The organism is Micromonospora chokoriensis, from assembly GCF_000718555.1.
GTDB classification, from domain to species: Bacteria; Actinomycetota; Actinomycetes; order Mycobacteriales; family Micromonosporaceae; genus Micromonospora; species Micromonospora chokoriensis_B.
This window is the reverse complement of the sequence record NZ_JOAN01000010.1, coordinates 229,328-253,322: the sequence shown is the minus strand read 5'-3', so window position 1 is coordinate 253,322 and position 23,995 is coordinate 229,328. Positions and strand designations below refer to the sequence as shown.

The 23,995-nt window shown below is 71.3% G+C and carries 22 protein-coding genes; 10 read left to right on the top strand and 12 right to left on the bottom strand.

Features of this window, described 5'->3' with window-relative positions; all coding sequences use genetic code 11:
* The first annotated feature begins 22 nt into the window (after window positions 1–22).
* Entirely contained in the window at window positions 23–673 is a 651-nt protein-coding gene (locus tag IF46_RS0115525; RefSeq protein WP_030489053.1) for an NAD-dependent epimerase/dehydratase family protein, read from the top strand.
* A 4-nt stretch (window positions 674–677) separates the two neighbouring features.
* On the opposite strand, the gene IF46_RS0115520 is transcribed toward IF46_RS0115525, so the two are convergent.
* Entirely contained in the window at window positions 678–1,838 is a 1,161-nt protein-coding gene (locus IF46_RS0115520; protein WP_030489052.1) for a trans-sulfuration enzyme family protein, read from the bottom strand.
* Window positions 1,839–1,940: 102 nt separating this feature from the next.
* On the opposite strand from IF46_RS0115520, the gene IF46_RS0115515 reads away from it, so the two are divergent.
* Together IF46_RS0115515 and IF46_RS0115510 are read left to right on the top strand one after the other, a co-directional pair.
* A complete protein-coding gene (locus tag IF46_RS0115515) occupies window positions 1,941–2,420 on the top strand; it encodes an Lrp/AsnC family transcriptional regulator (RefSeq protein WP_030489051.1) in 480 nt (159 codons plus the stop codon).
* Window positions 2,421–2,507: 87 nt separating this feature from the next.
* Window positions 2,508–3,503, top strand: coding sequence for an LLM class flavin-dependent oxidoreductase (locus tag IF46_RS0115510; RefSeq protein ID WP_030489050.1), 996 nt, complete (start codon window positions 2,508–2,510; stop codon window positions 3,501–3,503).
* A gap of 200 nt (window positions 3,504–3,703) precedes the next feature.
* Here IF46_RS0115510 and IF46_RS0115505 read toward each other — a convergent pair whose 3' ends face one another.
* The 3 genes from IF46_RS0115505 to IF46_RS0115495 all read right to left on the bottom strand — a co-directional run bounded on the left by IF46_RS0115505 (window position 3,704) and on the right by IF46_RS0115495 (window position 7,754).
* Window positions 3,704–5,950 (bottom strand): cellulose binding domain-containing protein, encoded by a 2,247-nt coding sequence (locus IF46_RS0115505; RefSeq protein WP_030489049.1) that lies wholly within the window; start codon window positions 5,948–5,950, stop codon window positions 3,704–3,706.
* Window positions 5,951–6,229: 279 nt separating this feature from the next.
* On the bottom strand, window positions 6,230–7,147 hold the full coding sequence (locus tag IF46_RS0115500) for a sulfite exporter TauE/SafE family protein (RefSeq protein ID WP_051723924.1): 918 nt from the start codon (window positions 7,145–7,147) through the stop codon (window positions 6,230–6,232).
* A gap of 142 nt (window positions 7,148–7,289) precedes the next feature.
* Window positions 7,290–7,754 (bottom strand): RrF2 family transcriptional regulator, encoded by a 465-nt coding sequence (locus IF46_RS0115495; protein WP_007462839.1) that lies wholly within the window; start codon window positions 7,752–7,754, stop codon window positions 7,290–7,292.
* Between the two features lie 255 nt (window positions 7,755–8,009).
* Here IF46_RS0115495 and IF46_RS0115490 point away from each other — a divergent pair, with 255 nt between their 5' ends.
* Window positions 8,010–8,678, top strand: coding sequence for a YceI family protein (locus IF46_RS0115490; RefSeq protein ID WP_030489047.1), 669 nt, complete (start codon window positions 8,010–8,012; stop codon window positions 8,676–8,678).
* 47 nt (window positions 8,679–8,725) lie between these two features.
* Here IF46_RS0115490 and IF46_RS0115485 read toward each other — a convergent pair whose 3' ends face one another.
* The 4 genes from IF46_RS0115485 to IF46_RS0115470 all read right to left on the bottom strand — a co-directional run bounded on the left by IF46_RS0115485 (window position 8,726) and on the right by IF46_RS0115470 (window position 13,135).
* A complete protein-coding gene (locus tag IF46_RS0115485; protein ID WP_030489046.1) occupies window positions 8,726–9,610 on the bottom strand; it encodes an acyl-CoA thioesterase in 885 nt (294 codons plus the stop codon).
* Entirely contained in the window at window positions 9,607–11,055 is a 1,449-nt protein-coding gene (pyk, locus tag IF46_RS0115480) for a pyruvate kinase (protein WP_030489045.1), read from the bottom strand. Before pyk ends, IF46_RS0115485 begins: the two co-directional genes overlap by 4 nt.
* Window positions 11,056–11,254: 199 nt before the next feature.
* Complete coding sequence (locus IF46_RS0115475; RefSeq protein WP_030489044.1) at window positions 11,255–12,637, bottom strand: FAD-binding oxidoreductase; 1,383 nt, start codon at window positions 12,635–12,637, stop codon at window positions 11,255–11,257.
* A gap of 132 nt (window positions 12,638–12,769) precedes the next feature.
* The gene (locus IF46_RS0115470) at window positions 12,770–13,135 is read right to left on the bottom strand and encodes a YciI family protein (RefSeq protein ID WP_030489043.1); all 366 of its coding nucleotides are present in this window, start codon (window positions 13,133–13,135) and stop codon (window positions 12,770–12,772) included.
* Between the two features lie 242 nt (window positions 13,136–13,377).
* On the opposite strand from IF46_RS0115470, the gene IF46_RS0115465 reads away from it, so the two are divergent.
* Window positions 13,378–14,250 carry an aldo/keto reductase gene (locus IF46_RS0115465; RefSeq protein WP_030489042.1) on the top strand — a complete coding sequence of 291 codons (873 nt, stop codon included), beginning with the start codon at window positions 13,378–13,380 and terminating at the stop codon, window positions 14,248–14,250.
* Window positions 14,251–14,274: 24 nt separating this feature from the next.
* Here IF46_RS0115465 and IF46_RS0115460 read toward each other — a convergent pair whose 3' ends face one another.
* The 3 genes from IF46_RS0115460 to IF46_RS0115450 form a co-directional block, all read right to left on the bottom strand.
* Window positions 14,275–14,679 (bottom strand): effector-associated constant component EACC1, encoded by a 405-nt coding sequence (locus tag IF46_RS0115460; RefSeq protein ID WP_030489041.1) that lies wholly within the window; start codon window positions 14,677–14,679, stop codon window positions 14,275–14,277.
* Window positions 14,680–14,693: 14 nt separating this feature from the next.
* Window positions 14,694–16,889, bottom strand: coding sequence for a M48 family metalloprotease (locus IF46_RS33310; protein ID WP_051723923.1), 2,196 nt, complete (start codon window positions 16,887–16,889; stop codon window positions 14,694–14,696).
* A 174-nt stretch (window positions 16,890–17,063) separates the two neighbouring features.
* Window positions 17,064–17,855, bottom strand: coding sequence for an esterase/lipase family protein (locus tag IF46_RS0115450; RefSeq protein ID WP_030489039.1), 792 nt, complete (start codon window positions 17,853–17,855; stop codon window positions 17,064–17,066).
* A gap of 204 nt (window positions 17,856–18,059) precedes the next feature.
* Here IF46_RS0115450 and IF46_RS33305 point away from each other — a divergent pair, with 204 nt between their 5' ends.
* Entirely contained in the window at window positions 18,060–19,418 is a 1,359-nt protein-coding gene (locus IF46_RS33305) for a pentapeptide repeat-containing protein (protein ID WP_157563042.1), read from the top strand.
* 7 nt (window positions 19,419–19,425) lie between these two features.
* Here the strand turns inward: IF46_RS33305 and IF46_RS0115440 are convergent, their stop codons facing one another.
* A complete protein-coding gene (locus IF46_RS0115440; RefSeq protein ID WP_030489037.1) occupies window positions 19,426–20,001 on the bottom strand; it encodes a TetR/AcrR family transcriptional regulator in 576 nt (191 codons plus the stop codon).
* 222 nt (window positions 20,002–20,223) lie between these two features.
* On the opposite strand from IF46_RS0115440, the gene IF46_RS0115435 reads away from it, so the two are divergent.
* The 4 genes from IF46_RS0115435 (at window position 20,224) to IF46_RS0115420 (ending at window position 23,977) form a co-directional block, all read left to right on the top strand.
* Window positions 20,224–21,690 carry an MFS transporter gene (locus IF46_RS0115435; protein WP_030489036.1) on the top strand — a complete coding sequence of 489 codons (1,467 nt, stop codon included), beginning with the start codon at window positions 20,224–20,226 and terminating at the stop codon, window positions 21,688–21,690.
* Window positions 21,691–21,796: 106 nt separating this feature from the next.
* Complete coding sequence (locus IF46_RS0115430; protein ID WP_030489035.1) at window positions 21,797–22,783, top strand: SEC-C domain-containing protein; 987 nt, start codon at window positions 21,797–21,799, stop codon at window positions 22,781–22,783.
* Window positions 22,784–22,957: 174 nt separating this feature from the next.
* Window positions 22,958–23,416 (top strand): nitroreductase family deazaflavin-dependent oxidoreductase, encoded by a 459-nt coding sequence (locus IF46_RS0115425; RefSeq protein ID WP_030489034.1) that lies wholly within the window; start codon window positions 22,958–22,960, stop codon window positions 23,414–23,416.
* Window positions 23,417–23,485: 69 nt separating this feature from the next.
* Window positions 23,486–23,977, top strand: a complete 492-nt coding sequence (locus IF46_RS0115420; protein ID WP_030489033.1) for a GNAT family N-acetyltransferase — start codon at window positions 23,486–23,488, stop codon at window positions 23,975–23,977.
* Window positions 23,978–23,995: the final 18 nt, after the last annotated feature.

The window sequence follows — 23,995 nt, the reverse complement described above, 5'->3', positions numbered from 1 at the left end:
GCGACGACAGGGGTGGGATCTGATGCGGGTGGTCATCTTCGGTGCGACAGGCATGGTCGGCCAGGGCGTGTTGCGGGAGTGTCTGCTCGCCGACGACGTACGGGAGGTGCTGACGATCGGTCGGCGGCCGACCGGGAAGCAGGACCCGAAGCTGCGCGAGCTGACGGTCGCGGACGTGGGCGAGTTGGACGCGGTGCGGGCCGAGTTGACCGGTGTCGACGCGTGTTTCTACTGCCTGGGTGTGTCCTCGCTGGGTCTGGACGAGGCCGCGTACACACGGATCAGCTACGACTACCCGCTGGCGGCGGCACGGTTGTTGGCGGAGGTGAGCCCACAGGTCACGTTCGTCTACGTTTCGGGTCAGGGGACCGATTCGTCGGGTCAGGGTCGGGTGATGTGGGCGCGGGTCAAGGGTCGCGCCGAGAACGCGATCATGGATCTGCTGCCCAACGGTTATGCGGCGCGGCCGGGGTTCATCCAGCCGACGTACGGTGCGGTGTCGAAGACGCGGTGGTACCGGTTCGGGTACGCGGTCACGCGTCCGCTGTTTCCGGTGCTGAGTCGGTTGCTGCCGAACCAGGTCACCACTACCGACGGGATCGGCCGGGCGATGCTGCGGGTGGCTCGGCAGGGTTCGCCCGTCCGGGTGTTGGGCAACCGCGAGCTGCGCTGACCGGTCAGGCGATCGTGTCGAGGGCGTCGGCGAGGTCGACGCGCAGGTCCTCGGGGTCCTCCAGGCCGACCGAGAGGCGCAGCAGGCCGGCGGCGGGCTTCGCGTCGCCCTCGACCGGCCGGTGGGTGAGTGAGGCGGGGTGCTGGATGAGGGTGTCGACGCCGCCGAGGGAGACCGCGTGGGTGATGAGGCGGCAGGCGTCGGCGACGGTGGCCGCGGCGGCCGAGCCGCCGCGTACCTCGAAGGCGAGCAGGCTGCCGGGTCCGGCCATCTGCCGCCCGACCAGCGCCGCCGGGTCGTGCACCGAGGGGTGGTGCACCCGGTGTACGGCGGGGTGGCCGGCGAGCCAGCCGGCGAGCTTCTCGGCGGTGGCCTGTTGGGCGCGGACCCGCAGCGGCAGGGTTTGCAGGCCGCGGTGCAGCAGGTAGCCGCCGAGGGGGTGCAGGATCGCGCCGGTGACTGCGCGGACCTGGCGTAGCCGCACGGCCCAGGCGTTGTCGCAGGCGACGACGCCGGCGAGCACGTCGCCGTGCCCGCCGATGCTCTTGGTGGCGCTGTGCAGGACGAGGGTGGCGCCGTGTCGGGCGGGTTGTTGCAGTACGGGGGTCGCGACGGTGTTGTCGACGAGCAGCGGGACGTCGCCGGCCGCGGCGGCGAGGGCGGCGATGTCGACCAGGTCGAGGGTGGGGTTGGCGGGGGTCTCGACGATGATCAGTGCGGTGTCCGGACGGATGGCGGCGGCGACCTCGTCGGCGCGCGTCCAGGTGACGGTGGTGCCGAGCAGGCCGGTGGCGAGGACGTGGTCGGTGCCGCCGTAGAGGGGTCGGACGGCGACGACGTGCCGACGGTCACCGCGGGCGGCGGCGAGCAGGGTGGCGGTGAGCGCGGCCATGCCGCTGGCGAAGGCGACGGCCTGGGCGGTGCCTTCCAGCTCGGCGAGGGCGCTTTCGAAGCGGGCGACGGTGGGGTTCCAGAGCCGTTGGTAGACGGCGCTGCCGTCGGTGGGGAGGGGCCCGCCGGTGGCGAGTTGCTCGTACGCGTTGCCGCCGTCGTCGACGGAGGGCAGCGGGTTGGTGGTGGAGAGGTCGATGGGTGGCACGTGTACGCCGAGGGTGCGCAGGTCGTCGCGTCCGGCGTGTACGGCCCGGGTGTCCACCGATGTCATGCCCGGTAGCGTCGAACATCTGTCGGTGATCAAGCAATAGAGCGGCAGATGATTCTGTCCTGTGGGCTAGTTTCCGTGCTGAGTTCGGGTAAGGATGGTGGGATGCTCCCTGCGCCGAATGATGTGCGGCCGTATCCGGCCCTGGACGAGGTGGACCGCGCGATCCTGGCCGAGTTGGCCGCCGATGGCCGCCTGCCGAACAACGCCCTCGCCGAGCGGGTGGGCGTGGCGCCGTCGACGTGCCTGACGCGTACGCGGGCGCTACGCGAGCGCGGCGCGATCCGTGGTTTTCACGCCGAGGTGGATCCGGCGGCGCTCGGCCTGCCGTTGCAGGCGTTGGTGTCGGTGCGGTTGACCGCGCACGAGCGGGCGGCGGTGGACGCGTTCCGGGCCCGGTCGGTGCGGCTGCCGGGGGTGGTGTCGGTGTTCCACGTGGCCGGCGCGGAGGATTACGTGCTGCACGTGCGGGCGGCGTCCGGTGACGCGTTGCGGGACTTCGTGCTGGACCATCTGGCGGTCGACCCGGTGGTGCAGCACACACAGACCAGCCTGATCTTCGAGCAGGCGCGCGGGATGGGCTGAGCGGCGGGTGAGGTGGCCGACGAAAACCCGTATGCCGGAACAAAACCGGCCGGCGACGGGTTGGCTGACCGTGTGATCACCGTACCGATGTCTGTTCTTGATCTTGCCCCGGTCGCCAAGGGCACCACCGCTGGCGCGGCCCTGCAGGCCACCACCGAGCTGGCCCGCCGCACCGAGGAGCTGGGCTACCACCGGTTCTGGGTGGCCGAGCACCACAACATGCCGGCGATCGCCAGCTCCGCCCCCGCGGTGCTGCTGGCGCACCTGGCGGCGAACACGTCGACGATCCGCCTCGGATCGGGCGGCGTGATGCTGCCGAATCACGCGCCGCTAGTGGTGGCCGAGCAGTTCGGCACCCTGGAGGCGCTGCACCCCGGCCGGATCGACCTGGGCATCGGCCGGGCGCCGGGCACCGACCAGATGACCGCCCTGGCGCTGCGGCGCACCATGGAGGGCCTGTCGGCGGAGGGCTTCCCGCGCGAGTTGGCGGACCTGATGAACTACTTCAGCGGGGAGAAGCCGGGGCAGATCGTCGCCACGCCGGGTCGCGGTGAGCAGCCGGCCGTGTGGTTGTTGGGCTCCAGCGGTTTCAGCGCCCAGCTCGCCGGCCTGCTCGGTCTGCCGTTCTCCTTCGCGCACCACTTCAGCTCGGCGAACACGCTGCCGGCGTTGGCCCTGTACCGGCAGAACTTCCGGCCGTCGCAGTGGCTGGACAAGCCGTACGCGATGGTGGCGGTCAACGCGGTGTGCGCCGAGACCGACGAGCGGGCCGAGTGGCTGGCCGGGCCGAGCGCCCTGTCGTTCCTGAAGTTGCGCTCCGGGCGGCCGGAGCCGCTGTCGACGCCCGACGAGGCGGCGGCGTACCCGTACTCCGAGGTTGAGCGGGAGTTCGTCGTGGCGCGCCGCGACGGTCAGGCGATGGGCTCGCCGGAGACGGTGCGTCGCCAGCTGACCGACCTGGTGGAGCGCACCGGCGCGGACGAGCTGATGCTCACCACGCTGGTGTACGACGTCAAGGACCGGGTGCGGTCGTACGAGTTGATCGCCGAGCAGGTGGCGGGCGGTCTGCGCCAGAGGGCGTGAAACACGATCTTCACGTCAGCGTCACCCCGCCGACCCGGACGGTGCCTAATGTTGGTTCCGGTGGTGGTACGGCATTCCCGGTCGGGACGGGTTGGGAATGCCGCGGTGTGGCGCACCGGGCCGGAGCTGTGCGGATTCCGCGGCTACGGCCCGGTGCCTGCCACCCTAGGCGACCCCGCTCGGGACCGCCAGGGGTTGCATCAACGTAGGTAGATGTCTGGCGTGGGTGGGGTGCCCATTCCGTTGCCGATGAAGAACCCCGGGTGCGGCGGTTGGTTGTAGGCGGTGTTCTGCCACGCGATCGCCACCCGATACTGCGGGTCGTGCATCAGGGTGTAGATCCGGGTGCTGGTCGGAGTGGGTGTGCTGTAGATGCGCAACGCCCGGCTGTCGGTGGTCCGCCAGATCACCTCCTCGCGCCAGTCCCCCAGGATGTCGCCAGAGAGCGTCGGCGTGGACTTGGTGCCGTTGTTGGACGCCACCCCGCTGCCGTCGAGCAGCCGGGTCTCACCGCCGGTGCCGTACTTGTCGACCTTCGTGCCGTCGAGCAGCTCCCGCACCGGGTCGCCGTCCCACCAGGCGAGGAAGTTGGCCGAGGACGGTTTGCGGCCGACGTTCTGCCCCCTGGTGTTGGCCAGCCCGGCGACCGCCGACGACCACGACTCCGCGCCGGGGCTGCCCGCCCAGATGTCCGCGGCGACGCCCCGGCCGTTGTCGCCGGAGGCCGGCGTGGACCAGAGCACCTGACCGGTACGGGCGTCGGCGAAGTAGGAGCTGGGCTTGCTGGCGTCCTCGTCGACCTTGAACACCTCCAGGCCGGCGCGGCCCGGGTCGAGATCCCCGACGTGCAGGGCGTCGCCGTGGCCGTTGCCCGTCGAGTGCAGCAGCCGGCCGTTGTCGTCGATGGTGGCGGCGCCGTAGACGATCTCCTGACGGCCGTCGGCGTCGACGTCGGCGATGGCGAGCTGGTGGTTGCCCTGACCGGCGGCGGCGCCGTTGCCGGAGGAGTTCGAGTCGAACGTCCAACGCTTGGTCAACGCGCCGTTGCGGAAGTCCCAGGCGGCGATGACCGCACGGGTGTAGTAACCCCGGGCCATGATCAGCGAGGGGCGCTGCCCGTCCAGGTACGCGGTGCCGGCGAGGAACCGGTCCACCCGGTTGCCGTACGAGTCACCCCAGGACGACACCGTGCCGCGCGGCGGGTCGTAGTTGACGGTGGAGGCGATCGCGCCGGTCTGACCGTTGAACATGGTCAGGTACTCCGGGCCGGAAAGCACGTACCCACTGGAGTTGCGGTAGTCCGCCGACGACGAGCCGATCACCTGACCGGTGCCGGAGCGGGTGCCGTCGGCGGTCTTCATGGCCACCTCGGCGCGGCCGTCGCCGTCGTAGTCGTACACCTGGAATTGGGTGTAGTGGGCGCCGGCCCGGATGTTGCGACCCAGGTCGACCCGCCACAGCCTGGTGCCGGTGAGGGTGTACGCGTCGACGTAGACGTTGCCGGTGTAGCCGGACTGGGAGTTGTCCTTGGCGTTTGACGGGTCCCACTTGAGCACGATCTCGTAGGTACCGTCGCCGTTGAGGTCACCCACCGAGGCGTCGTTGGCGCTGTAGGTGTAGCTCTCGCCGCTCGGGGTGCTGCCGCCGGCCGGAACCTGCAACGGCACGTCCAGGTAGCCCGCGCCGAACTGCAACGCCGGTGCCGACGCCGCCTGCTCGGTGCCGCCCACCACGGCCCGCACGGTGTACGCCGAGCCGGCCGCCGCGCCGCTGTCGAGGTAGTTGGTGGCCCCGGTGATCGGGCTGGCGTTGACCCTTGTGGAGCCCCGGTAGAGGTTGAACTCCACCCCGGAGGTTTCGGTGCCGAGCAGCCGCCAGGAGACCAGGTTGCCGCTGCCGGAGCGGACGCTGATCAGCCCTCGGTCCAGGTTCTCCATCTGCAACACCCCGGCCGACGGCGGTGGCGTGGTGGGCGGAGGCGTGGTCGGGGGTGGCGTGGTGGGTGGCGGGGTGGTCGGCTCCTCGGTGGGCGGGGCGCCGGTGCAGGTGGCGCCGTTGAGCGCGAAGCTGCTCGGCACCGGGTTGCTGCCAGTCCACGAACCGTTGAAGCCGAACGAGGCGCTGCCGTTCGTGGCGATGCCGGCGTTGTATTCGACGTTGCGCGCGGTGACCTGGGCACCGGACTGGGTGACGGCGGCGTTCCACGCCTGCGTGACCTGCTGGCCCGCCGCGTACGACCAGGTGAGGGCCCACCCGTTGACCGGGTCGCCGAGGTTGGTGACGGTGACGTTGGCGCCGAAGCCGCCCTGCCACTGGTTCGTGATCTGGTAGTCGACCCGGCAGCCGACGGCGGCGGCCGAGGCGACCACCGTGCCGAGGGTGCCTGCCACGACGGCAGCGGCCGTCGTGCCGGCGAGCAGGATCAGCCGATGTCTGGACGGGTGCATGGGACTGCCTCCGGGGATCCGGTGGTGATCGCCACGACCCACCGGCCCTGCCCGGGAAGCACAGTGGACTCGCCCCGCCGCGACGGCGACGGACGGCGATCTGATCGGGGGTGAAACGCCCTGGAACTCACGGATCCGACTCACCGCGCATCGTAGGGCAAGCGCTTTCCGACGCGCAACATCGATGCTCGACTATCAAGTTCACGCTCGAGCCAGGATGCAGTGGCCTCGAACGCGCTTGGAAGCCACTACATCCACGATCGAGCACGATCTTGGTGACTAGACCTCGGCGGGCACCGCGGCAGGCGCAGCGGCTTCGGCCTGGGCGCGAGCGCGAGCGCGGCGGGTACGGCGTAGGGCCCGCACGGCCAACACCAGCGCGGCCAGCCAGCCGGCGGCGAGCAGTGCGTACAGGGCGGGACGGGCCGGACCGTCCAGTTCGGCGGAGCGGATCAGGGTGCGGGCGTTGGTCAGCACGATCACGCCGCCGACTGCCGCGCCGAGCAGTTGAGCGGGCACGATTCGCACCAGCCAGGCGGCCAGCGGGGCGGCAATGAGTCCGCCGATCAGCAGCGCGGCGACGGTGGGGAGCAGGAACCCCTCGGTGCCCAACCCGATCAGGAAACCGACGCTTGCCGCGCCGGCCACGACGAACTCGGCGGTGTCCACCGAGCCGATCACCTTGCGGGGCTCCATTCGGCCGGAGACCAGCAGCGCCGGGGTGGCCACCGGGCCCCACCCGCCGCCGCCGGTCGCGTCGACGAAGCCGGCGACCAGGCCCAGGGGGCCGAGGAAACGACCGCGTAGCCGCCCGCCGACCCGGTCGGTGCGCAGCGGTCGGGCGAAGCGGACCAGGAGGTACGCGCCGAGCGTGAAGAGAATGCCGGCCATCCACGGTGCGGCGGCCTCGGTCGAGATCGAGCTGAGCAGGGTGGCGCCGGCGAAGGCACCGATCGCGCCGGGTAGGGCGATGCGGGTGACCACCCGCCAGTCGACGTTGCCGAACCGCCAGTGCGCGACCCCGGCGGCGAGCGTGGTGCCGATCTCGGCCAGGTGCACCGAGGCCGAGGCGGCGGCGGGGGCGACCCCGGCTACCAGCAGCAGGGTGGACGAGGTCAACCCGTAGGCCATGCCGAGCGAACCATCGATCAACTGCGCGACGAGCCCGACCAGAGCGAGGACCAACAGCTTGCGCACGAGCGCCCCCTGACTTTTCGGCATCTCCTATCGACTTGGTCGACAATGCGGGACGGGGCACCCGGGGTCAAGCCCCCGATCGGTGGATGGGACGCGGCGGGTCAGCGGCCGGGCGACACGGGGCCGGGCAGCCGGCCGGCGCTCAGATCCAGGCGCGCGGGTCGGCGGCCAGCTCGGTGACGCGCGCGGGCAGGGTGCCCGCGGCCACGTCGGCGACGCTGACCAGCTCCAGGATCTCCCGTTCGCTGGCCCGCAGCGCGATCCAGACTTCCTGGAGCGCGCGAGCCGGGCCGTGGTAGCCGAGCTGCTCCGGGCGCTGCCCGCGTACGTGGGCGAGCGGCCCGTCGATCACCCGGATCACCTCGGCGAGGGAGATCTCCTCGGCGGGGCGGGCCAGCCAGTAGCCACCTTCCGGACCGCGCTGGGCGTGCACGATGCCGCCCCGGCGCAGCTGAAGCAGGATGCTCTCCAGGAACTTCGGCGGGATCTCCTGGGCACGGGCGATCTGGTCGGCCGTGACCGGCCGGCCGCGCCCAGGGCCACTGGCCGTCGCGGCGAGCTCGGCGGCCGCGCGGAGGGCATAGTCGACCCGGGCGGATAGGCGCATGTCGGCAAGGTTAGTCGCTAGCCGGCCAAGCGGGCGGGCGACCCTCGACCGATCGGCCACGCATCGACGAGGCTCGCACCCTTCGCGCCGCCGCAAGAGCCGGTGAGGTACGTCATGATCCACCGGACGGTGGGGGCCGAAATGCTTTCCAGAGGCGTCCTTATGCTGGGCGGGAGTACGAATGCCTGGCTGTTTACGCGACCTCCAGCAATATATTGATAAACACCCGGGCACACTCGGGGGGAAGGCACCACGATGACCGATTTCGCCACACGCACCTGGGATGGCATGACCATCCCGGTCGCCGGCACCTATCTTCTCGATCAGGCGCACAAGCGGATCGGTTTCCTGTCCCGGCACATGATGGTGAGCCCGGTGCGCGGCGAGTTCGCCGAGGCCACGGCACAGATCTTCGTGGCGGAGGACCCACTGCTCTCCTCGGTGACGGCCACCATCATGTCGGCCAGCATCACCACCGGGAGCGCCGACCGGGACACGCATCTGAAGAGTGCCGACTTCCTCGATGTGGAGCGATACCCCACTCTTGAATATCGAAGCACCGGCATCAAATGGAAGGGCAACGAGGACCCCATCTTTCAGTGGGCCCGACTGCGCAACCATCGGTTTGGCGGACGAGGCCGAGGTCACATTCCTTCACCACAGTCCGCGGGCACACCCGGACGATTCGTGCTGACCGGTGAGTTGACGGTGAAGGGAATTACCCGGGTTGTCGACCTAGAGGTCAATTTTGGTGGCGCTCGTCGTGATCCGTACGGGCAGAACATCTTCGGATTCAGCGCGACGGCCGGCATCGACCGCGAGGACTACGGCCTGCTCTGGAATGTCGCCCTGGAGAGCGGCGGGGTGCTGGTCGGTAAGACGGTGCAGATCGAGATCGCCGGGGAGGCCATCTACCAGCCCTGACGGGCGTCGTCCCCGCCAGGCACGCCGGGCGGGGACGGTCGACAGCGTCAGGCGCCGACGCGGCGCAGCAGACCCTCTTGCACGGCGCTGGCGATCTGCTGGCCGTCCGTGGTGAACATCCGGCCGGTGGCCAGCCCACGCGCGCCGGACGCCGACGGGCTCAAGCAGTCGTAGAGGAACCACTCGTCGGCTCGGAACGGCCGGTGGAACCAGAGCGCGTGGTCCAGGCTCGCGCCGACCAACCCGCCCGGCCCCCAGACCTCGCCGTGCGCGGAGAGCACCGAGTCGAGCAGGGTGAGGTCCGAGGCGTAGGTGAGCGCGCAGGCGTGGAGCAGCGGATCGTCGGGCAGTTTGCCGTCGATGCGCATCCAGACGCGCTGGTGCGGGTCGGCGGGCCGGTCGCCGGGGCGGACCCAGCCGGGCTCGCCGACGTAGCGCACGTCGATGGGTCGCGGGATCTGGCCCCAGATGCCCAGCCGCTCCGGGTAGCGGGACAGCCGGTCGGTCATCGTCGGCACGTCGTGCGGCGGGGGGACGTCCAGCGGGGCCGGGGCCTGGTGGTCCAGACCCTCCTCGGCCCGCTGGAACGACGCCGACATGAAGAAGATCGGCTTGTCGTGCTGGAGGGCGACCGCGCGGCGGACCGAGAAGGACCGGCCGTCGCGGATGTTCTCCACCTGGTAGGCGATCGGCTCGACCGGGTCGCCGGGGCGGACGAAGTATCCGTGCAGCGAGTGCACGAACCGCTCCGGGTCGACGGTGCGGCCAGCGGCGACCAGAGCCTGGCCGGCGACCTGGCCGCCGTACACCCGTTGTGGGCCGACCGGGGGGCTCATCCCCCGGAAGGCCATGGGCCCGGTCGGGTCGAGGTCGAGCACTTCCAGCAGTTGGTCTACCGCCGCCTGGCCGACCGCGACCCGACCGTCGCTCACTGCAGCGCCCGCGCCGACGCCGCGTCGACCAGCGAACCGAGCTGGTGTACGCGCAGCGTGTTGGTCGAGCCGGGGGTGCCGGGCGGGCTACCCGCCACGATCACCACGTAGTCACCGGGGTTGGCCCGGTTGAGGCCGAGCAGCGCCTGGTCGACCTGGCGGAACATGTCGTCGGTGTGTTGCACGAACGGCATCAGGAAGGTCTCCACGCCCCAGGTGAGGGCGAGCTGGTCGCGCACCTCGGGGACCGGCGTGAAGGCCAGCAGCGGCAGGTCGCAGTGCAGGCGGGACAGCCGTCGCACGGTGTCACCGGTCTGCGAGAAGGCGACGAGAGCCTTGGCGTTGATGGCCCGGGCGATCGACGAGGCGGCGACGGTGAGGGCGCCACCGTGGGTACGCGGGTCGTGCTGCAGCCGCGGCACCCCGATCGAGCCCGCCTCGGTGGTCGTCACGATCTTGGCCATGGTGCTGACGGTGAGCACCGGGTACTTGCCGACGCTGGTCTCGCCGGAGAGCATCACCGCGTCCGCGCCGTCGAGCACCGCGTTGGCGACGTCGGACGCCTCCGCCCGGGTGGGGCGGGAGTTCTCGATCATGGAGTCGAGCATCTGGGTGGCCACGATGACCGGCTTGGCGTTCTCCCGGCACAGCTGCACGGCACGCTTCTGCACCAGCGGGACCTCGTCCAGCGGCATCTCGACACCGAGGTCACCGCGGGCGACCATGACGCCGTCGAAGGCCAACACGATGGCCTCCAGGTGCTCCACCGCCTCCGGCTTCTCGACCTTGGCCAGCACCGGCCGGAACACGCCCTCTTCGGCCATGATGTTGTGGACGAGCTTGATGTCCTCGGCCGAGCGGACGAAGGAGAGCGCGACCAGGTCGACACCGAGACCCAGGGAGAAACGCAGGTCCTCGGCGTCCTTGTCCGACATGGCGGGCACGCTGACCGCCACGTTGGGCAGCGACACGCCCTTGTTGTTGGAGACCGGCCCACCCTCGGTGACGAGGCAGCGGATGTCGTTGCCGGTGACGTCGGTGACCTCGACGGCGACCCGGCCGTCGTCGATCAGCAGCCGGTCACCGGGCTTCACCTCGTAGGGCAGCTTGGTGTAGGTGCAGGAGACCCGCTCCTTGCTGCCGATGATGTCGTCGCCGGTGATCACCACCGAGTCACCGGTACGCCAGTCGTGGGGGCCGTCGGCGAACTTGCCGAGCCGGATCTTGGGGCCCTGCAGGTCGGCGAGGATGGCGACGGGCTTACCTGCGGCCTCCGACGCCTCCCGGACCAGTCGGTAGACCGCCTCGTGGTCGGCGTGGCTGCCGTGGCTGAAGTTGAGCCTCGCCACGTTCATGCCGGCCTCGACGAGACCACGGATGCGCTCCGGGGACGAGGTGGCGGGTCCAAGAGTGCAAACGATCTTCGCGCGGCGTGTCACGCCCATCAGGTTAGTCTCTCCTTCAGGTCGGACCCGGGGCCGACCCATTGCAAGCAGCGGAACAGTTGTCCAACGACGCGCGGTGCGCGTCGGGCCGGCGGGCGGAACCGCACCGGGAACGTTGTGGCGACGGGCATCGGCGACCGCGCGCCGGGAATCGTACGCCTCCGTCGGCGTGCGCTGTCGGGGTGCTCCCGGCGGCGGCTCACTCCGGGTGCCCCGAGGGCGGCAGGGTGGGCACCGCGTGGAGCAGATCGCGGGGGTCGTAGCGGCGCTTGGCCTGGCGCAGCCGCGCCCAGTTCACGCCGTAGGCGAGCCGGACCCGGTCGGTCTCCTCCGGGGCGAGCAGGTTGGGGTAGCCACCGGGCAGCGCGTGCGGGGCGAGCGCCGCCGAGGTCCGCTCGGCCCACGCGCGGTGCGGGCCGGCCTGGTCGTCGGGCGCCCACACCGCGATGACCTCGGCCAGCAGGTGGTCGGTACGAAGCCCGAACGCCGTGTCGGCGGGCCGGACCCGGGTGGCCGCGCCGTGGAAGTGGTGCAGGGCCAGCGCGGTGAACGGTGAGCTGACCTGCCGGGCCGCGTCGACGATGGCGTCCACGGCAGCGTCGGTGAGCGCGGGCAGCCACCTGGTACGCAGCAGGTAGTGGTTGCCGTCGACCATCCCGCCGTCGAACATCCGCAGCGCGTCCGCGTACGGCATCGGGCCGATCTGGTCGACAAGCGGGGTGCCCAGCGCGCGCAGGCGGTCCATCCACGGCGACCCGGCGTCCAGGTCGGGGCCGCTGTAGAACGGGCAGACGAAGATCACTGGTTCGCCGGCCGGGCCGGGCAGGAAACCCGCCATCACGGTCAGCTCGTCCGGGGCCTCGGCGACCAGCGCGCCGTAGCCGCGCAGCACGGCCGGCGCCTCGGAGAGCGCGAACATGATCATGCCGGCCAGCACGCCGGGTAGCCGGTGCGCGCGGAAACGCAGCTCGGTGACGACGCCGAGGTTGCCACCGCCGCCGCGCAGCGCCCAGTACAGCTCGGCGTCGTGGCGGGGGTCGGCGGTGACCCGGCGACCGTCGGCGAGGACCACCTCCGCGCCGAGCAGACTGTCCAGGGACAGACCGAACCGGCCGCACAGCGGGCCGTACCCGCCGGCGAGGGTGAGCCCGGCCATGCCCACGTCGCCGACCGTGCCGGTAGGCACCACCAGGTCATAAGGGCGGGCGGCGGCGAGCAGCTCGGCCGCCGTGGTGCCGCCGCCGATGGTCACCGTGGCCGCGTCCGGGTCGACCCGGACGGCGTTCAGGCCGGTCAGGTCGAGCACCAGGGCACCGTCGCGCAGCGCCCGACCGGCCCAGTCGTGACCCCCGGAACGGACCGAGAGGGGCAGATGACACCGGGCGGCGACGCGGACCGCCTCGGCCACCTCGTCGGCGTCCCGGCAGTGGGCGACCAGCGCGGGCGTACGCGCCACCGCGCCGTTCCAAAGCCGGGTGGTGGTGACGAAACCGGGATCGCCCGGCTCGTGCAGCCGGTCGCCGAGCAGGGCGCGCAGCCGGGCAGCGGCCGACGCGACATCGGGGGTGGCGGCGGAGACCATGGCGACTCCTCGACCGGGGCCGACCCACGACACCGGGTACGCCCCGGCGGCGGCCCGCGCAGGGCGCGACCGTAGCACCGGCGCACAGGCGAGCGCCGTCGTCATACCGACAGCCGCCGATGCGGTGGCAGCTCAGCTCCCGGCCTTCACCAGCGGGAACTCCAGGGAACCGGCCGGGCAGAGAAAGGTCAGCACGTCCACCCGGTAGAGCCCGGCCTGCACCGCCGGATCGGCCTCCAGCACGCTGCGTACGTCGTCGACGCTGCCGGTGCGGGCCAACCCGAAGCCGATCGGCGGCTCCGGCTCGCGCGCCGGCCCGTCCACCGAGCCGGCGACCAGGATGATGCCGCGTTGCTGCAACGCCTGCATGTGCTCGGCATGCTCGGCCTGCAACCGCTGCACGGTCTCGTTGGCCAGGGCCCGCCCGGCCGCGCCGGGATAGATCACGATGCACTCGTACGTGTCGAGCGCGAAGTTGACCTGCGGCACTCCCGCCATGGGTGCTCCCTCCGCCGTCGCACCGGAACGCACCGGCTCCGGCCAGCGTCGCACGGACAACCCCGTCGTACCGGACGCTTCCCGGCAACTCGCCTCGACGCGCGTACGGCGTGTCCACGCCCACACTCGGCCAACCAGCGGCATGACTGTCGGGTTCCGGGGGATGATCTATCGGTGGCGGGCGGGCTCTGCACGCCCGCGCTGCCCACGCCCGCCACGACGAGACGATTGGGGATCGGGCCATGGCGACCAATATCAGTGAGCAGCCCGCGAAGGCGTCCGGCACGTACCGGATCGGTGGCGACGTCACCGTCAACCGGCTCGGCTACGGGGCGATGCAGATCACCGGCCCGGGTGTCTGGGGTGACCCGAAGGACCCGGCCGAGGCGGTCCGGGTGCTGCGCCGCGCCGTCGAGCTGGGCGTGACGTTCATCGACACCGCCGACTCGTACGGGCCGTTCGTCTCGGAGTTGCTGATCCGCGAGGCTCTGCACCCGTACGCCGATGATCTGGTCATCGCGACCAAGGCCGGGCTGACCCGCTCCGGCCCGGGCGACTGGCGCCCGGTGGGCCGGCCGGAGTACCTGCGCCAGCAGTGTGAGCTGAGCCTGCGCCACCTCGGCCTGGACAGCATCCCGCTGTACCAGCTGCACCGGATCGACCCGCTGGTGCCGCTCGCCGATCAGCTCGGTGAGCTGGCGCTGCTGCGGCAGGAGGGCAAGATCCAGCACATCGGGCTGTCCGAGGTGAGCGTCGCGCAGATCGAGGAATCCCGGGCGATCACCACGATCGCATCCGTGCAGAACCTGTACAACCTCGCCAACCGCAGCGCCGAGGACGTGCTGGAGTACTGCGAGCGCAACGACCTCGCGTTCATCCCGTGGTTCCCGATCGCCACCGGTGAGCTGGCCCGCCCGGGCGGCCCGCTGGACGCCATCTCCACGGCGCACGGCGCGTCGCCCGCGCAGCTCGCGCTGGCCTGGCTGCTGCGCCGCTCGCCGGTGATGCTGCCGATCCCCGGCACGTCCTCGGTGGCGCACCTGGAGGAGAACGTCGGCGCGGCCGACGTGCGGCTCACCGACGACGAGTTCGAGGCGCTCGCCAAGGCGAGCTGACCCGTCGGTTCGGACGCCGTCGGCTCAGCCGGCGGCGTCCGACCCGGGCTCCGAACCGGGCTCCCGGGCGGCGCGCAGTGCCTCGGTCGCCTGGGCCAGCAGGCGAGCGGAGTCGGTCCGTCCGCTCACCTGTAGCTCCACCTCGGTGTCCCCGGCCTGGATCCGGATGCTGGCCTCGGTGCGCTGCTGGTCGACCCAGGACTGCAACAGGTTGAACAGCCCCGGAAGCAGCCCCTGGGCGAGCACCGCGATGATCACCGCGTCGCTGAAACCCGGCCGGCCACCGCCGCCGCCGGCCGGGCGAACCCCCGGCCGGTACTCGGGGCGGCGGTGGATCCAGGTCAGCAGGTCGACCGACGGAGGCTGCCGCTGCCGGGGGTTGATGGTCAGCCGGACGGGCAGCCGGGCTGCGGCGTCACTGTCGGTCACGGTCGTTCTCCTGGTCAGTTGGTGCTGCGGCGGAAGGTGATGCGGTCGCCGTCGGCGGTGGCGACGCCCGCGACGGTGAACGCGTCCTCATCCGTGAACGGTGAGGTGGTGCCGAAGTAGGTGGTGGTGCCGCTGGCCACCGCCCTGCCCTGCGTCTCGTACGGCGTAGAGACCTGGGCGCTGGACGGGCCGGTGAGCTCGACGGCGAGCTTCGGGTACTCCAGGATCTTCCAGGTGATCTTCTGGGTAGAGCTGCTGTAGCTGAACGGGCAGCCCGGCGGGGCCGCGACGGTCTGCTTGGCGCACTCGTCCAACCAGGCGCGTACCTGCGTCTCGACGGCAGCGATCGCCGCCGGCTTGAGCACCGGAGCCAGTTGCAGAACGGCGGCGGTCTCCCCTGGACCGACCAGCACGGTCGCGGGCGGCGTCTCACTGAGCGCGCTGGACGGGCCGGTCGCGGTGTAGCGGCCGGGCAACAGCACCAGCGGGGTGCCCTCGGTGGCGACCGGCAGCTCGACCCCGTTGAGCCGTACCCCGGGTTCGGCGGTCGCGCGGTTGAGTGGAATCGGCCCACCGCTCAACCGCCAGCCGTGGAACAGCCCGGCGCTGGTCTCGTCCTCGCGGCGCAGGGTGAGGGTGGTGGTCTCCCGCGTGTCACCCAGCCGGTACGCCACTGTGGCTTTGGCGGTGTCGCTGTCGCTGTCGCGCTCCAGCGAGGTGATCTCGACGTCGGTCGGTGGTTGGTAGCCCTTGCCGCGCAGGAGTTGAGCGAGCAGTTTGGTGTCGGCGCCGCTGGGCTGGTCGGCGAGGTAGCCGAGCGCGGCGTCGCTGTCCCGGTCGGCGAGTGCGGCGAAGAAGCCGTCGACCGCCGCCTGGGGGCGGAAGAACGCCCACTGCACCACGCCGAGCCCGCTGGTGACGAGGCAGGCTGCCAGCATGAGAGCGCCGACCAACAGCCAGGTGCGGCGGGTGCCGACCGGGCCGGGGTCATTGAACAGCCGCTCGACGGTGACGGGTGCGCCCGCACCAGTCAGCGATGCCCGCTCCAACGCGTCGAGCCGCAGCTCGTGCGGCGGGTGGGTGGCGCAGACCGCCTCGTCCCAGCCGCTGCGGCCAGTCTCGAAGGAGAGCCGCCGGTCCAGGATGCGCCGCATTCCGTCGACGTGCCCGGTGAGCACGGCGCCGAGGTCGGCCCGGTACTCGGCCGCCCGCACGTCGCGGGCGTGCAGCGGCAGCACCACGTACCGCATGGTGAGCAGCACCGGCCAGAAGAACACGAAGACCACGAAGTTGGTGCCCGGGTGTGGGAACGTCCGCATCAGCCAGGTCGGCAGGGCGTGCGCGAGGGTCAGTGGCAGGCCGACACCGCGGACGAAGGCGCTGGTGATCTCGTCCCCGGTCCGCCAGTGCACCAGCTCGTGGCTGAGCAGCGCGGCCACCTCGTCGTCCGGTTCGGTCAGCACGGCGGTGGTGACCACCACGTGCCGGGCATACGTGCGGGCGTTGCTCAGGACCGGGTCGTCCTCCATGAGCAGCCGGGGCACGGTGGGCAGGCCGAGTCGTCGGGCGCAGTCGTCGAGGATGGGACGCAGCCGCGCGTCCTCGCGGCGGCTGGGCTGGCGGGCGCCCGAGACGACCAGCAGACGCGGTTCGAGCAGCACCCGGTAGAGCGTGTAGAGGACGCCGATCAGCGCCGCCGCGACGACCGTGCCGATCAGGCCGGCGAGCAGCGCGAAGGGGTCGTCGGAGACGCCCATCCAGGGCAGCGCCAGCACGTAGAGGAAGCCGACCAGGAAGCCGATGACGAAGCCGGCCACCCCGCCGAGCACCCCACCGGAGCGGGTCAGGAACGCATCAATCAGGGAGCCGATCAGCGGGGCGTCGCGCAGGACCTGGGGCATCTGGTCGTCGACGCCGGTCCCGACGGCGAAGAGCCCCGCGATGGCGAAGGTGAGACCGCCCCAGAACGCCAGGAGCAGCGCCACCGGCAGGTAGAACCAGGTGGCGAAGAACGCGCCGACCACGCCGCGCCAGTCCCGCAGGATCCCGGCGCGCAGCCAGACCAGCGCGCTCGGATAGCCCGGTGGGCGGTCGGCGAACCGATCGGTGGGCGCCGGTGGGTCGGCAGCCGGGGGTTCCGCGGCCCGGACGTCGAGCTGCGGCACTGTCGGCGGGGTGCTCTCCGGCGGCGCGGTGGGCGGCTCGGTCATGCGCGCTGCTCCTTCTCGGCGAGTAGCGTCCACTGTCGGGAATGGACAGCCGCAGCAGGCTATCGAGGACACCTGATGTCCGACACCCCGTTTCCCAAGAACGTCGCCGACCCGACACTCACCGTCGCGGATCCGGCGCGGCGGCCCCCTCCGGGACCACCGCACCGGACCTGGTCAGAGCGCGAGGCAGTTGGGCCGCACCGGGCCGTCGACCAGGGCGCCGCGCACGATGGTGTACGCCGTGCCGTCGAGCACCAGGCCGAGGTGCCCCACCACCCGCACCGGGCAGTACGCCTGGATCAGCACGTTCGTGGCACCGTCGTTGACGGCGGCGTTCCCGGTGGGGCGGACCAACTCGTCCTGCAGGGTGCGGATGGTGGTGTAGCGCACCGAGCCCGGGGTGTCGTCGCCGGCGTTGAGGTCGGCGAGGAACGCCGAGCCGATGGTCATCTGTTGGCAGGCCACGATGCCGGCGCAGCTGCCCAGGCCGAGGAAGGCCACGATGTTGGCGACGTACGTGCCGTACTGCGGTGTGCCCAGGCTGACGTATCGGCCCACACTGGCGGTGCCACCGAGCCGCTTGAGGTAGTACCGGCTGACCAGGCCCCCTTCGGAGTGGGCGACGACGTCCACCGTCGCGGCGCCGGTGCTGGCGCGTACCTGGTCGACGTAGCTGGCGAACGCCCGGGCCGAGGTGGGGATGTCACCGAGGCCCAGACCGGGCAACTGGTAGATGAAGGTGCGGTAGCCGTCGGCGCGCAGGCGGGCGGCGATCGGCTCGTAGGCGACGGCGACGCCGCTGAGCCCGCCGACCACGATGACAGGGTTGACCGCGGCAGCGGCGAAGGCTGCGGGGGTGACGGTGGCCGGCGCGGGATCGGCGGGGGCGGCGGCCACCGGGGCGGTCGACACGAGCAACGCGGCGGTGGTGAGGGCCAGGACGAGGGCGGTCTTTCGGAGCAGCATCGCTGCACCTCCGGGGGGAGGCGCCCGGCGAACCGGGCAGGTGGGTGGGGGTGTCCGGTCGACCGTGCGACGATGATGCCCGCAACAATTCAGAAACGTCAATGACTTGTTACGCGCGGGTAACCCGTTGTTCCGGCCGGGGCGCAAACGGTCATACCGCCACGGTCCAGATCGGACATTGGCGATGACTGGCATGCTGTGGCCGTGGCTGTCGACGAACCCACCGAGCGCGAGCTGCGGGTGATGCCGTGGTGGCTGGTCCTGGTCGGCCTGCTGGCCGCCGTCGCCCTGGGCTGGCTGGTGCTGGACCTGCTGCTCACCGAGGCCGATCGCGCCAGCCAGCCGGACACCCGCGCCACGCTGCGCATCGACGCGATCCGCACCGGCCTGACCGTGGTCGCCGGCACCGGCGGAGGGCTCGCGCTGCTGCTGGCCGCGCGACGACAATGGATCACCGAACGCGCGCAGCGGCACCAGGAGAGCGTCGCCGCGCGGGACCAGGCACACCGCGACCGGGTGCAGGCGCACGCCGAGGCGGTGGCCGAGGCCGCGCAGCGCAACCACGACCGGCAGTCCGGGGCCGCCGAGCACGACGCGGCGGAGCGTCGACTGACCGAGCTCTACACCCGGGCGGTCGAGTTGCTCGGCAACGACAGCGCGGCGGTACGCCTCGGCGGCCTGCACGCGCTGGAGCGCCTCGGTCAGGACAATCCGGGGCAGCGCCCGACGATCGCCGCGGTGCTCTGCGCGTACCTGCGGATGCCGGCGCCGGACGACGAGCCGCGCGAGACGGAGGTCCGGCGCAGCGCGCAGCTCGTGCTCACCCGGCACCTACACGCGGACGACGCGGCCCACTGGCCGGAGATCACGCTGGATCTGACCGGCGCACGGCTGGTCGGCTTCGATGCCGCAGGCTGCACGCTTGTCGACGCGAACTTCACGGCGGCGACCTTCACCGGCACGACCACCTTCGCGGGCGCGACGGCGCGGGGCCCTCTCCGGCTCGGGAAGGCGACCTTCGGCGACGTGACCTTCGAGGGCCTCACGGCCGACGGCGAGGTCATGCTGGACGACGTTCGGGTGGGCGGTCTGGCCAGTTTCGACGGGGCCGCGTTCACCGATGGCCTCTCCTGCCGTCGATCCGGCTTCGCCGGCCCGACCTCATTTGGTCGGGCGACCTTCGGTCAGCCGACCAGCTTCGACGCGACCCGCTTCGAGGACGCCGCCACCTTCCAGGAGGCCGCCTTCGACGGCGCCCTGTCGATGGAGCACACCGAGTTCGGCGGGTCGGCCAGCTTCCACTCCGCCCGCTTCACGAGCATGGCGCTGTTTCGCTGGACGATGTTCGGCGCGGAGGCGTTGTTCGACCGGGCCCGGTTCACCGACGCCGCGAACTTCGGCCGGTCCCGGTTCCACGGCATGGTCAGCTTCCGCGACGCACAGTTCAGCCGGCCACCGCAGGTCGAGCAGGCGCGGGCGGTGGTCGATCCTGGCCACCGCTGGCCGGCGGGCACGGTGGTGCAACGCCTCGACGACGAGTGGCTGCTGCTTGTCGACCGCTGAGACCGGGTCAGCGGGTGTGGGCGCGCAGCCCGTCCAGGGCCACGCCGAGAACCCGGTCGCGTTGCTCGGGTGACGGGAACTGGGCCATGGTCAGGCCACTGATCAGCCGCACCACATCGTCGAAGCCGACGTCGTCACGGACCACATCGGCGGCCTGCGCGCGACGCATCAAGGGCTCACCGGCGGCGAAGATCTCCGCCCGGCAACTGGTGAAGATCTCCGAGTCGTGTAGCAGCTGCTCGGCGAGCGCGCGCTTGGTGGCGACGTACGCGACGAAGCGGTGCAGCCAGGCGACAAGCGCGTCCCAGGGTGGCAGCTCGGCCAGGTCCTCGGCGGAGCGGCTCAGCGCCCGGACCTCCTCGACGTAGACGGCCTCGAACAGGTGCCGACGGGTCGGGAAGTTGCGGTAGAGCGTGCCGATGCCCACTCCGGCCCGGCGAGCCACGTCCTCCAGGGAGGCGGCGGCACCGTTCTCGGCGAACGCCTCGCGCGCCGCAGTGATGAGGGCGTCGTAGTTGCGCCGCGCGTCGGCCCGCTTGGGCCGCTGGGCGAAGACCTCGGGCGCCTGCCCCGCGCTGGTCATGACGTGCGTCACCTCACCCTGGTTGCATCCGGAGGAAACCCTCCGCTAGCTTAGTGGAGGCACCCCTCCGGAATCCCCGGAGGCCTGCCTCCGGTTAGCTTACCTCGGGATCCGCTCGATCGCCGCCTGGCCACCCCGATCGCCCCGGACCCGACAGACAACCCCGTCACAGACGACGGGCGACAAGCCTTCATTCCCGTACGCAACAGGGAGTTCTCTCTCGTGGCAGTGACCTCCCGACGCGGCTCGCGTCGGCTCACCTTCACCGTGCTCGCGGCCGGTGCCGGATTCTTCGCGATGCTCCAATCGCTGATCACCCCGGTGCTGCCGACCATCCAGCAGGACCTGCACACCTCCCAGAACACCGTGACCTGGGTCCTGACCGCCTACCTGCTCAGCGCGTCGATCTTCACGCCGATCCTCGGCCGCGTCGGCGACATGGTCGGCAAGGAGCGGATGCTCGTCGTCGCGCTCGCCGCCCTCGCCCTCGGCTGCCTGCTGGCCGCCATCGCGCCGAACATCGGCGTCCTCATCATCGCCCGCGTCGTACAGGGCATCGGCGGAGCGGTCTTCCCGCTGTCGTTCGGCATCATCCGCGACGAGTTCCCGGCCGCGCGGGTCTCCACCGCCGTGGCCGCCATCTCGGCGATCGTCGCGGTCGGCGGCGGCCTGGGCATCGTGCTGGCCGGCCCGATCGTCAGCACGCTCGACTACCGCTGGCTGTTCTGGATCCCGATGGTCGTGGTCGGGCTGACCGCCGTGGCCGCCCACCTGTTCATCCCCCAGTCGCCGGTGCGTACCCCCGGTCGCATCGACTGGCGCGCCACCCTGCTGCTCTCCGGCTGGCTGGTCGCGCTGCTGCTGCCGATCAGCCAGGGCGCGGCCTGGGGCTGGACCTCTCCTCGGGTGCTCGGCCTGCTGGCGCTCGCCGTGCTGCTGCTGGTCGGCTGGCTCATCGCCGAACTGCGGTCGAGCAACCCGCTTATCGACATGCGGATGATGCGCCTGCCCGGCGTCTGGACCACCAACCTGGTCGCCCTGCTCTACGGCGCGTCGATGTTCTCCGTGTACGCGTTCCTCCCGCAGTTCCTGCAGACCCCAACCGCCGCCGGGTACGGCTTCGGGGCGAGCATCAGCCAGGCCGGTCTGCTCATGCTCCCGATGGTCAGCGCGATGTTCGTCGCCGGCATCATCGCCGGCCGGCTCCAGGCCGTCTTCAGCGCCAAGGCGCAGCTCGCCAGCGGTGCCGCGTTCAACGTGGCCGCCTCCGCGATGCTCGCCGCCGCGCACGACACCCGCTGGGAGGTCGCCATTGCCGGTGGCCTGGTGGGCCTCGGCATCGGTCTGGCCTTCGCCTCGATGGCGAACCTGATCGTCGCCAGCGTGCCCGCCAGCCAGACCGGCGTGGCGACCGGCATGAACGCCAACATCCGCACCATCGGAGGCGCGATCGGCGCGGCCGTGGTCAGCGGCGTGATCACCGCGAACCCGCAGGCCAACGGTCTGCCGCGGGAGGCCGGCTTCACGATGGGGTTTCTCGTCCTCACCGGGATCGCGCTGGCCGCCGCGCTCGCGGCCCTCGCCGTCCCGTCCGCCCGGCGGGCGTCGGCCGGACGCCGGCCGTCCGCCGCGACGATCGTCGAGTCGGAGCTAGCCGGCGAGTTCGCCACCATGCCAGCGACCCGCTAAGGGAACGTGTCGCAGCCCGGGCGGTTCGCCGCCCGGGCTGCGACTCGTTCAGGAGTACGCTGGCCGCTCCCCCACCCGCCCATTCGTCGCCTTTCAGGATGCGCCCATGTCCGAGTTGCTGACCGCCGACCGCATCGACGAGATCGGCTCCCTGGGCCTCAAGAGCCCCGACCCGGCGGCGCTCGTCGCCGAACTGGTGGGTGCCGTCGACGAGGGGCGCGTCGACAACCCCGACGACATCGGGTACGCCCTGCTGGTCGCCGCGGACATCATGGAGGCGGCCGGCGACCTGGCCGACGCGCTCGCGCTGGCCACCCGCGCCATCGCCGAGCAGCCGGACGACAACGCGTACGCCCGAGCGGTGCGCGGCGGTCTGCTGCTGCGACTCGGGCGTACCGACGAAGGCATGGCCGAGCTGACCGCCCTGCGTCCGCTGCTGGAAACCGACCACCGGGCCACGTACCTGATCGACGAGTTGGCCGAATCCGGCCACCCCGAGACGGCGCTGGAATGGCTCACCGGGGCACTCGACACCATCCTGGAACGGACCCGTGGCAAGCAGCACGAATCCGAGGATGCCCAGGACGAGGCCGCGGCCATGATCTACGGCCTGACCCAGCGGCGGCACAACCTGCGCGAAGAGATGGGCCTACCCCACGACGAGTACGACAACCTCGCCGACCGGCTACGCGCCGCGAGCGACCACGCGCTCGACGCCCTCGACGACGGCCCGGCGACGCTGCTGTTCTGGCCGCAGGCGGAGTTCACCGCGCTGCTGCTGCGCTGGCCCGCCCTCGCCGACAGCTACCCCGCCACCTGGGACGAACACCGCACCCAGATCGAACGCGCCCTCGTCGAGGCATCCGGGCTGGGCGGCGCCGACCTGGGCGTGGTCGTCGGCTCCGCCGCCGGGCTGGCGGCCTTCGCCGAAGGCACCGGAAGCGACCCCACCAGCGAGGAGACCCTCGACGAGTACGCCGACAGCCTCGACGAGGCGGGCGTGACAGCCTGGCCGCCCGGCCGCAACGACACCTGCTGGTGCGGTTCCGGCGCCAAGTACAAGAAGTGCTGCCTGCCGCGCTCGCGAAGCTGACACTCCCCCGCCGTCGTGTTGCTTACGCCTCGGAGGCGGATTCCCCGGAGAGCGTGATGTCGGTGAGTCATCAGGATGACTCACCGACATCACACTCATTACTGAATCGGTAGCGCTCTACTTATGATCGGAACGCCCGATCGGCCGCTCGGGCTCGACGATGGAGGCGATGGCGTGTCCGCGCAGGAGCAGCACGAGACGATCGAAGACAGCCCGGTCGGTTGGGTCGCCAGCCACATCCGGCGCTACGTCCAGACCGACGGCGCCGACGGCGGCACCTTCCACGGCGTACCCTCGCTGCTGCTCACCACGCGCGGACGCCGCTCGGGCAAGCTGCGCCGCACGGCTCTGATGTACGGCCGTGACGGCGACGACTACCTGTTGGTGGCATCCAACGGCGGGGCGGGCACACACCCCGCCTGGTACCTGAACCTGAGCGCCGACCCGACTGTCGAGATCCAGGTCGGCGCGGAGCGGTTCACCGGTCGGGCCCGGACCGCGACGGCCGAGGAGAAGATCCGGCTGTGGCCGGTGATGACGAAGGTCTTCCCGACGTACGCCCGCTACCAGAAGGGCACCGACCGCGAGATCCCGCTCATCGTCGTGGAACGCTCAGAATCCGCCACCGATTGATCTCCGCCGTCGTCGTACGCCTTACCCGAACTCTTGGCTCTGTCCGATCTTGTATGCAAGGCTTCGGCGGTGACTGACCTCAGCATCCGCGCAGCCACCTCAGCTGATTCCGAGTTCCTGGTTGACATGCTCATGGAGGCCGTGAACTGGCTGCCCGAGCGCAACTGGTCTCGCGAGCAGATCCTGGCGAATCCCGCGCTGGTCCACTATGTCACCGGGTGGATGCGGCCCAACGACCTCGGCCTGGTCGCGGTGGACCCGGTTGATCGGCCAGTCGGCGCGGCCTGGCTCCGATACCTGACCGCCGCCGATCCAGGCTACGGGTACGTGAGTGACGACGTGCCAGAGCTGACTATCGGCGTGGTGGAAACCTGGAGGGGCCGGGGTGTGGGCCGGGTGCTCCTGCGCGCGGTACTGGACGCCGCACGAGAACGTGGCATCCGCACGGTGTCGCTGAGCGTGGAGCGGGCGAACTTCGCTGCGAGGCTATACGTCGCCGAAGGGTTTCGCACGGTTGAGTCGTTCGAGGACGCGGACACAATGGTCGCTGAGATCGGGTGAGCGCCCAGACGGTCGCCC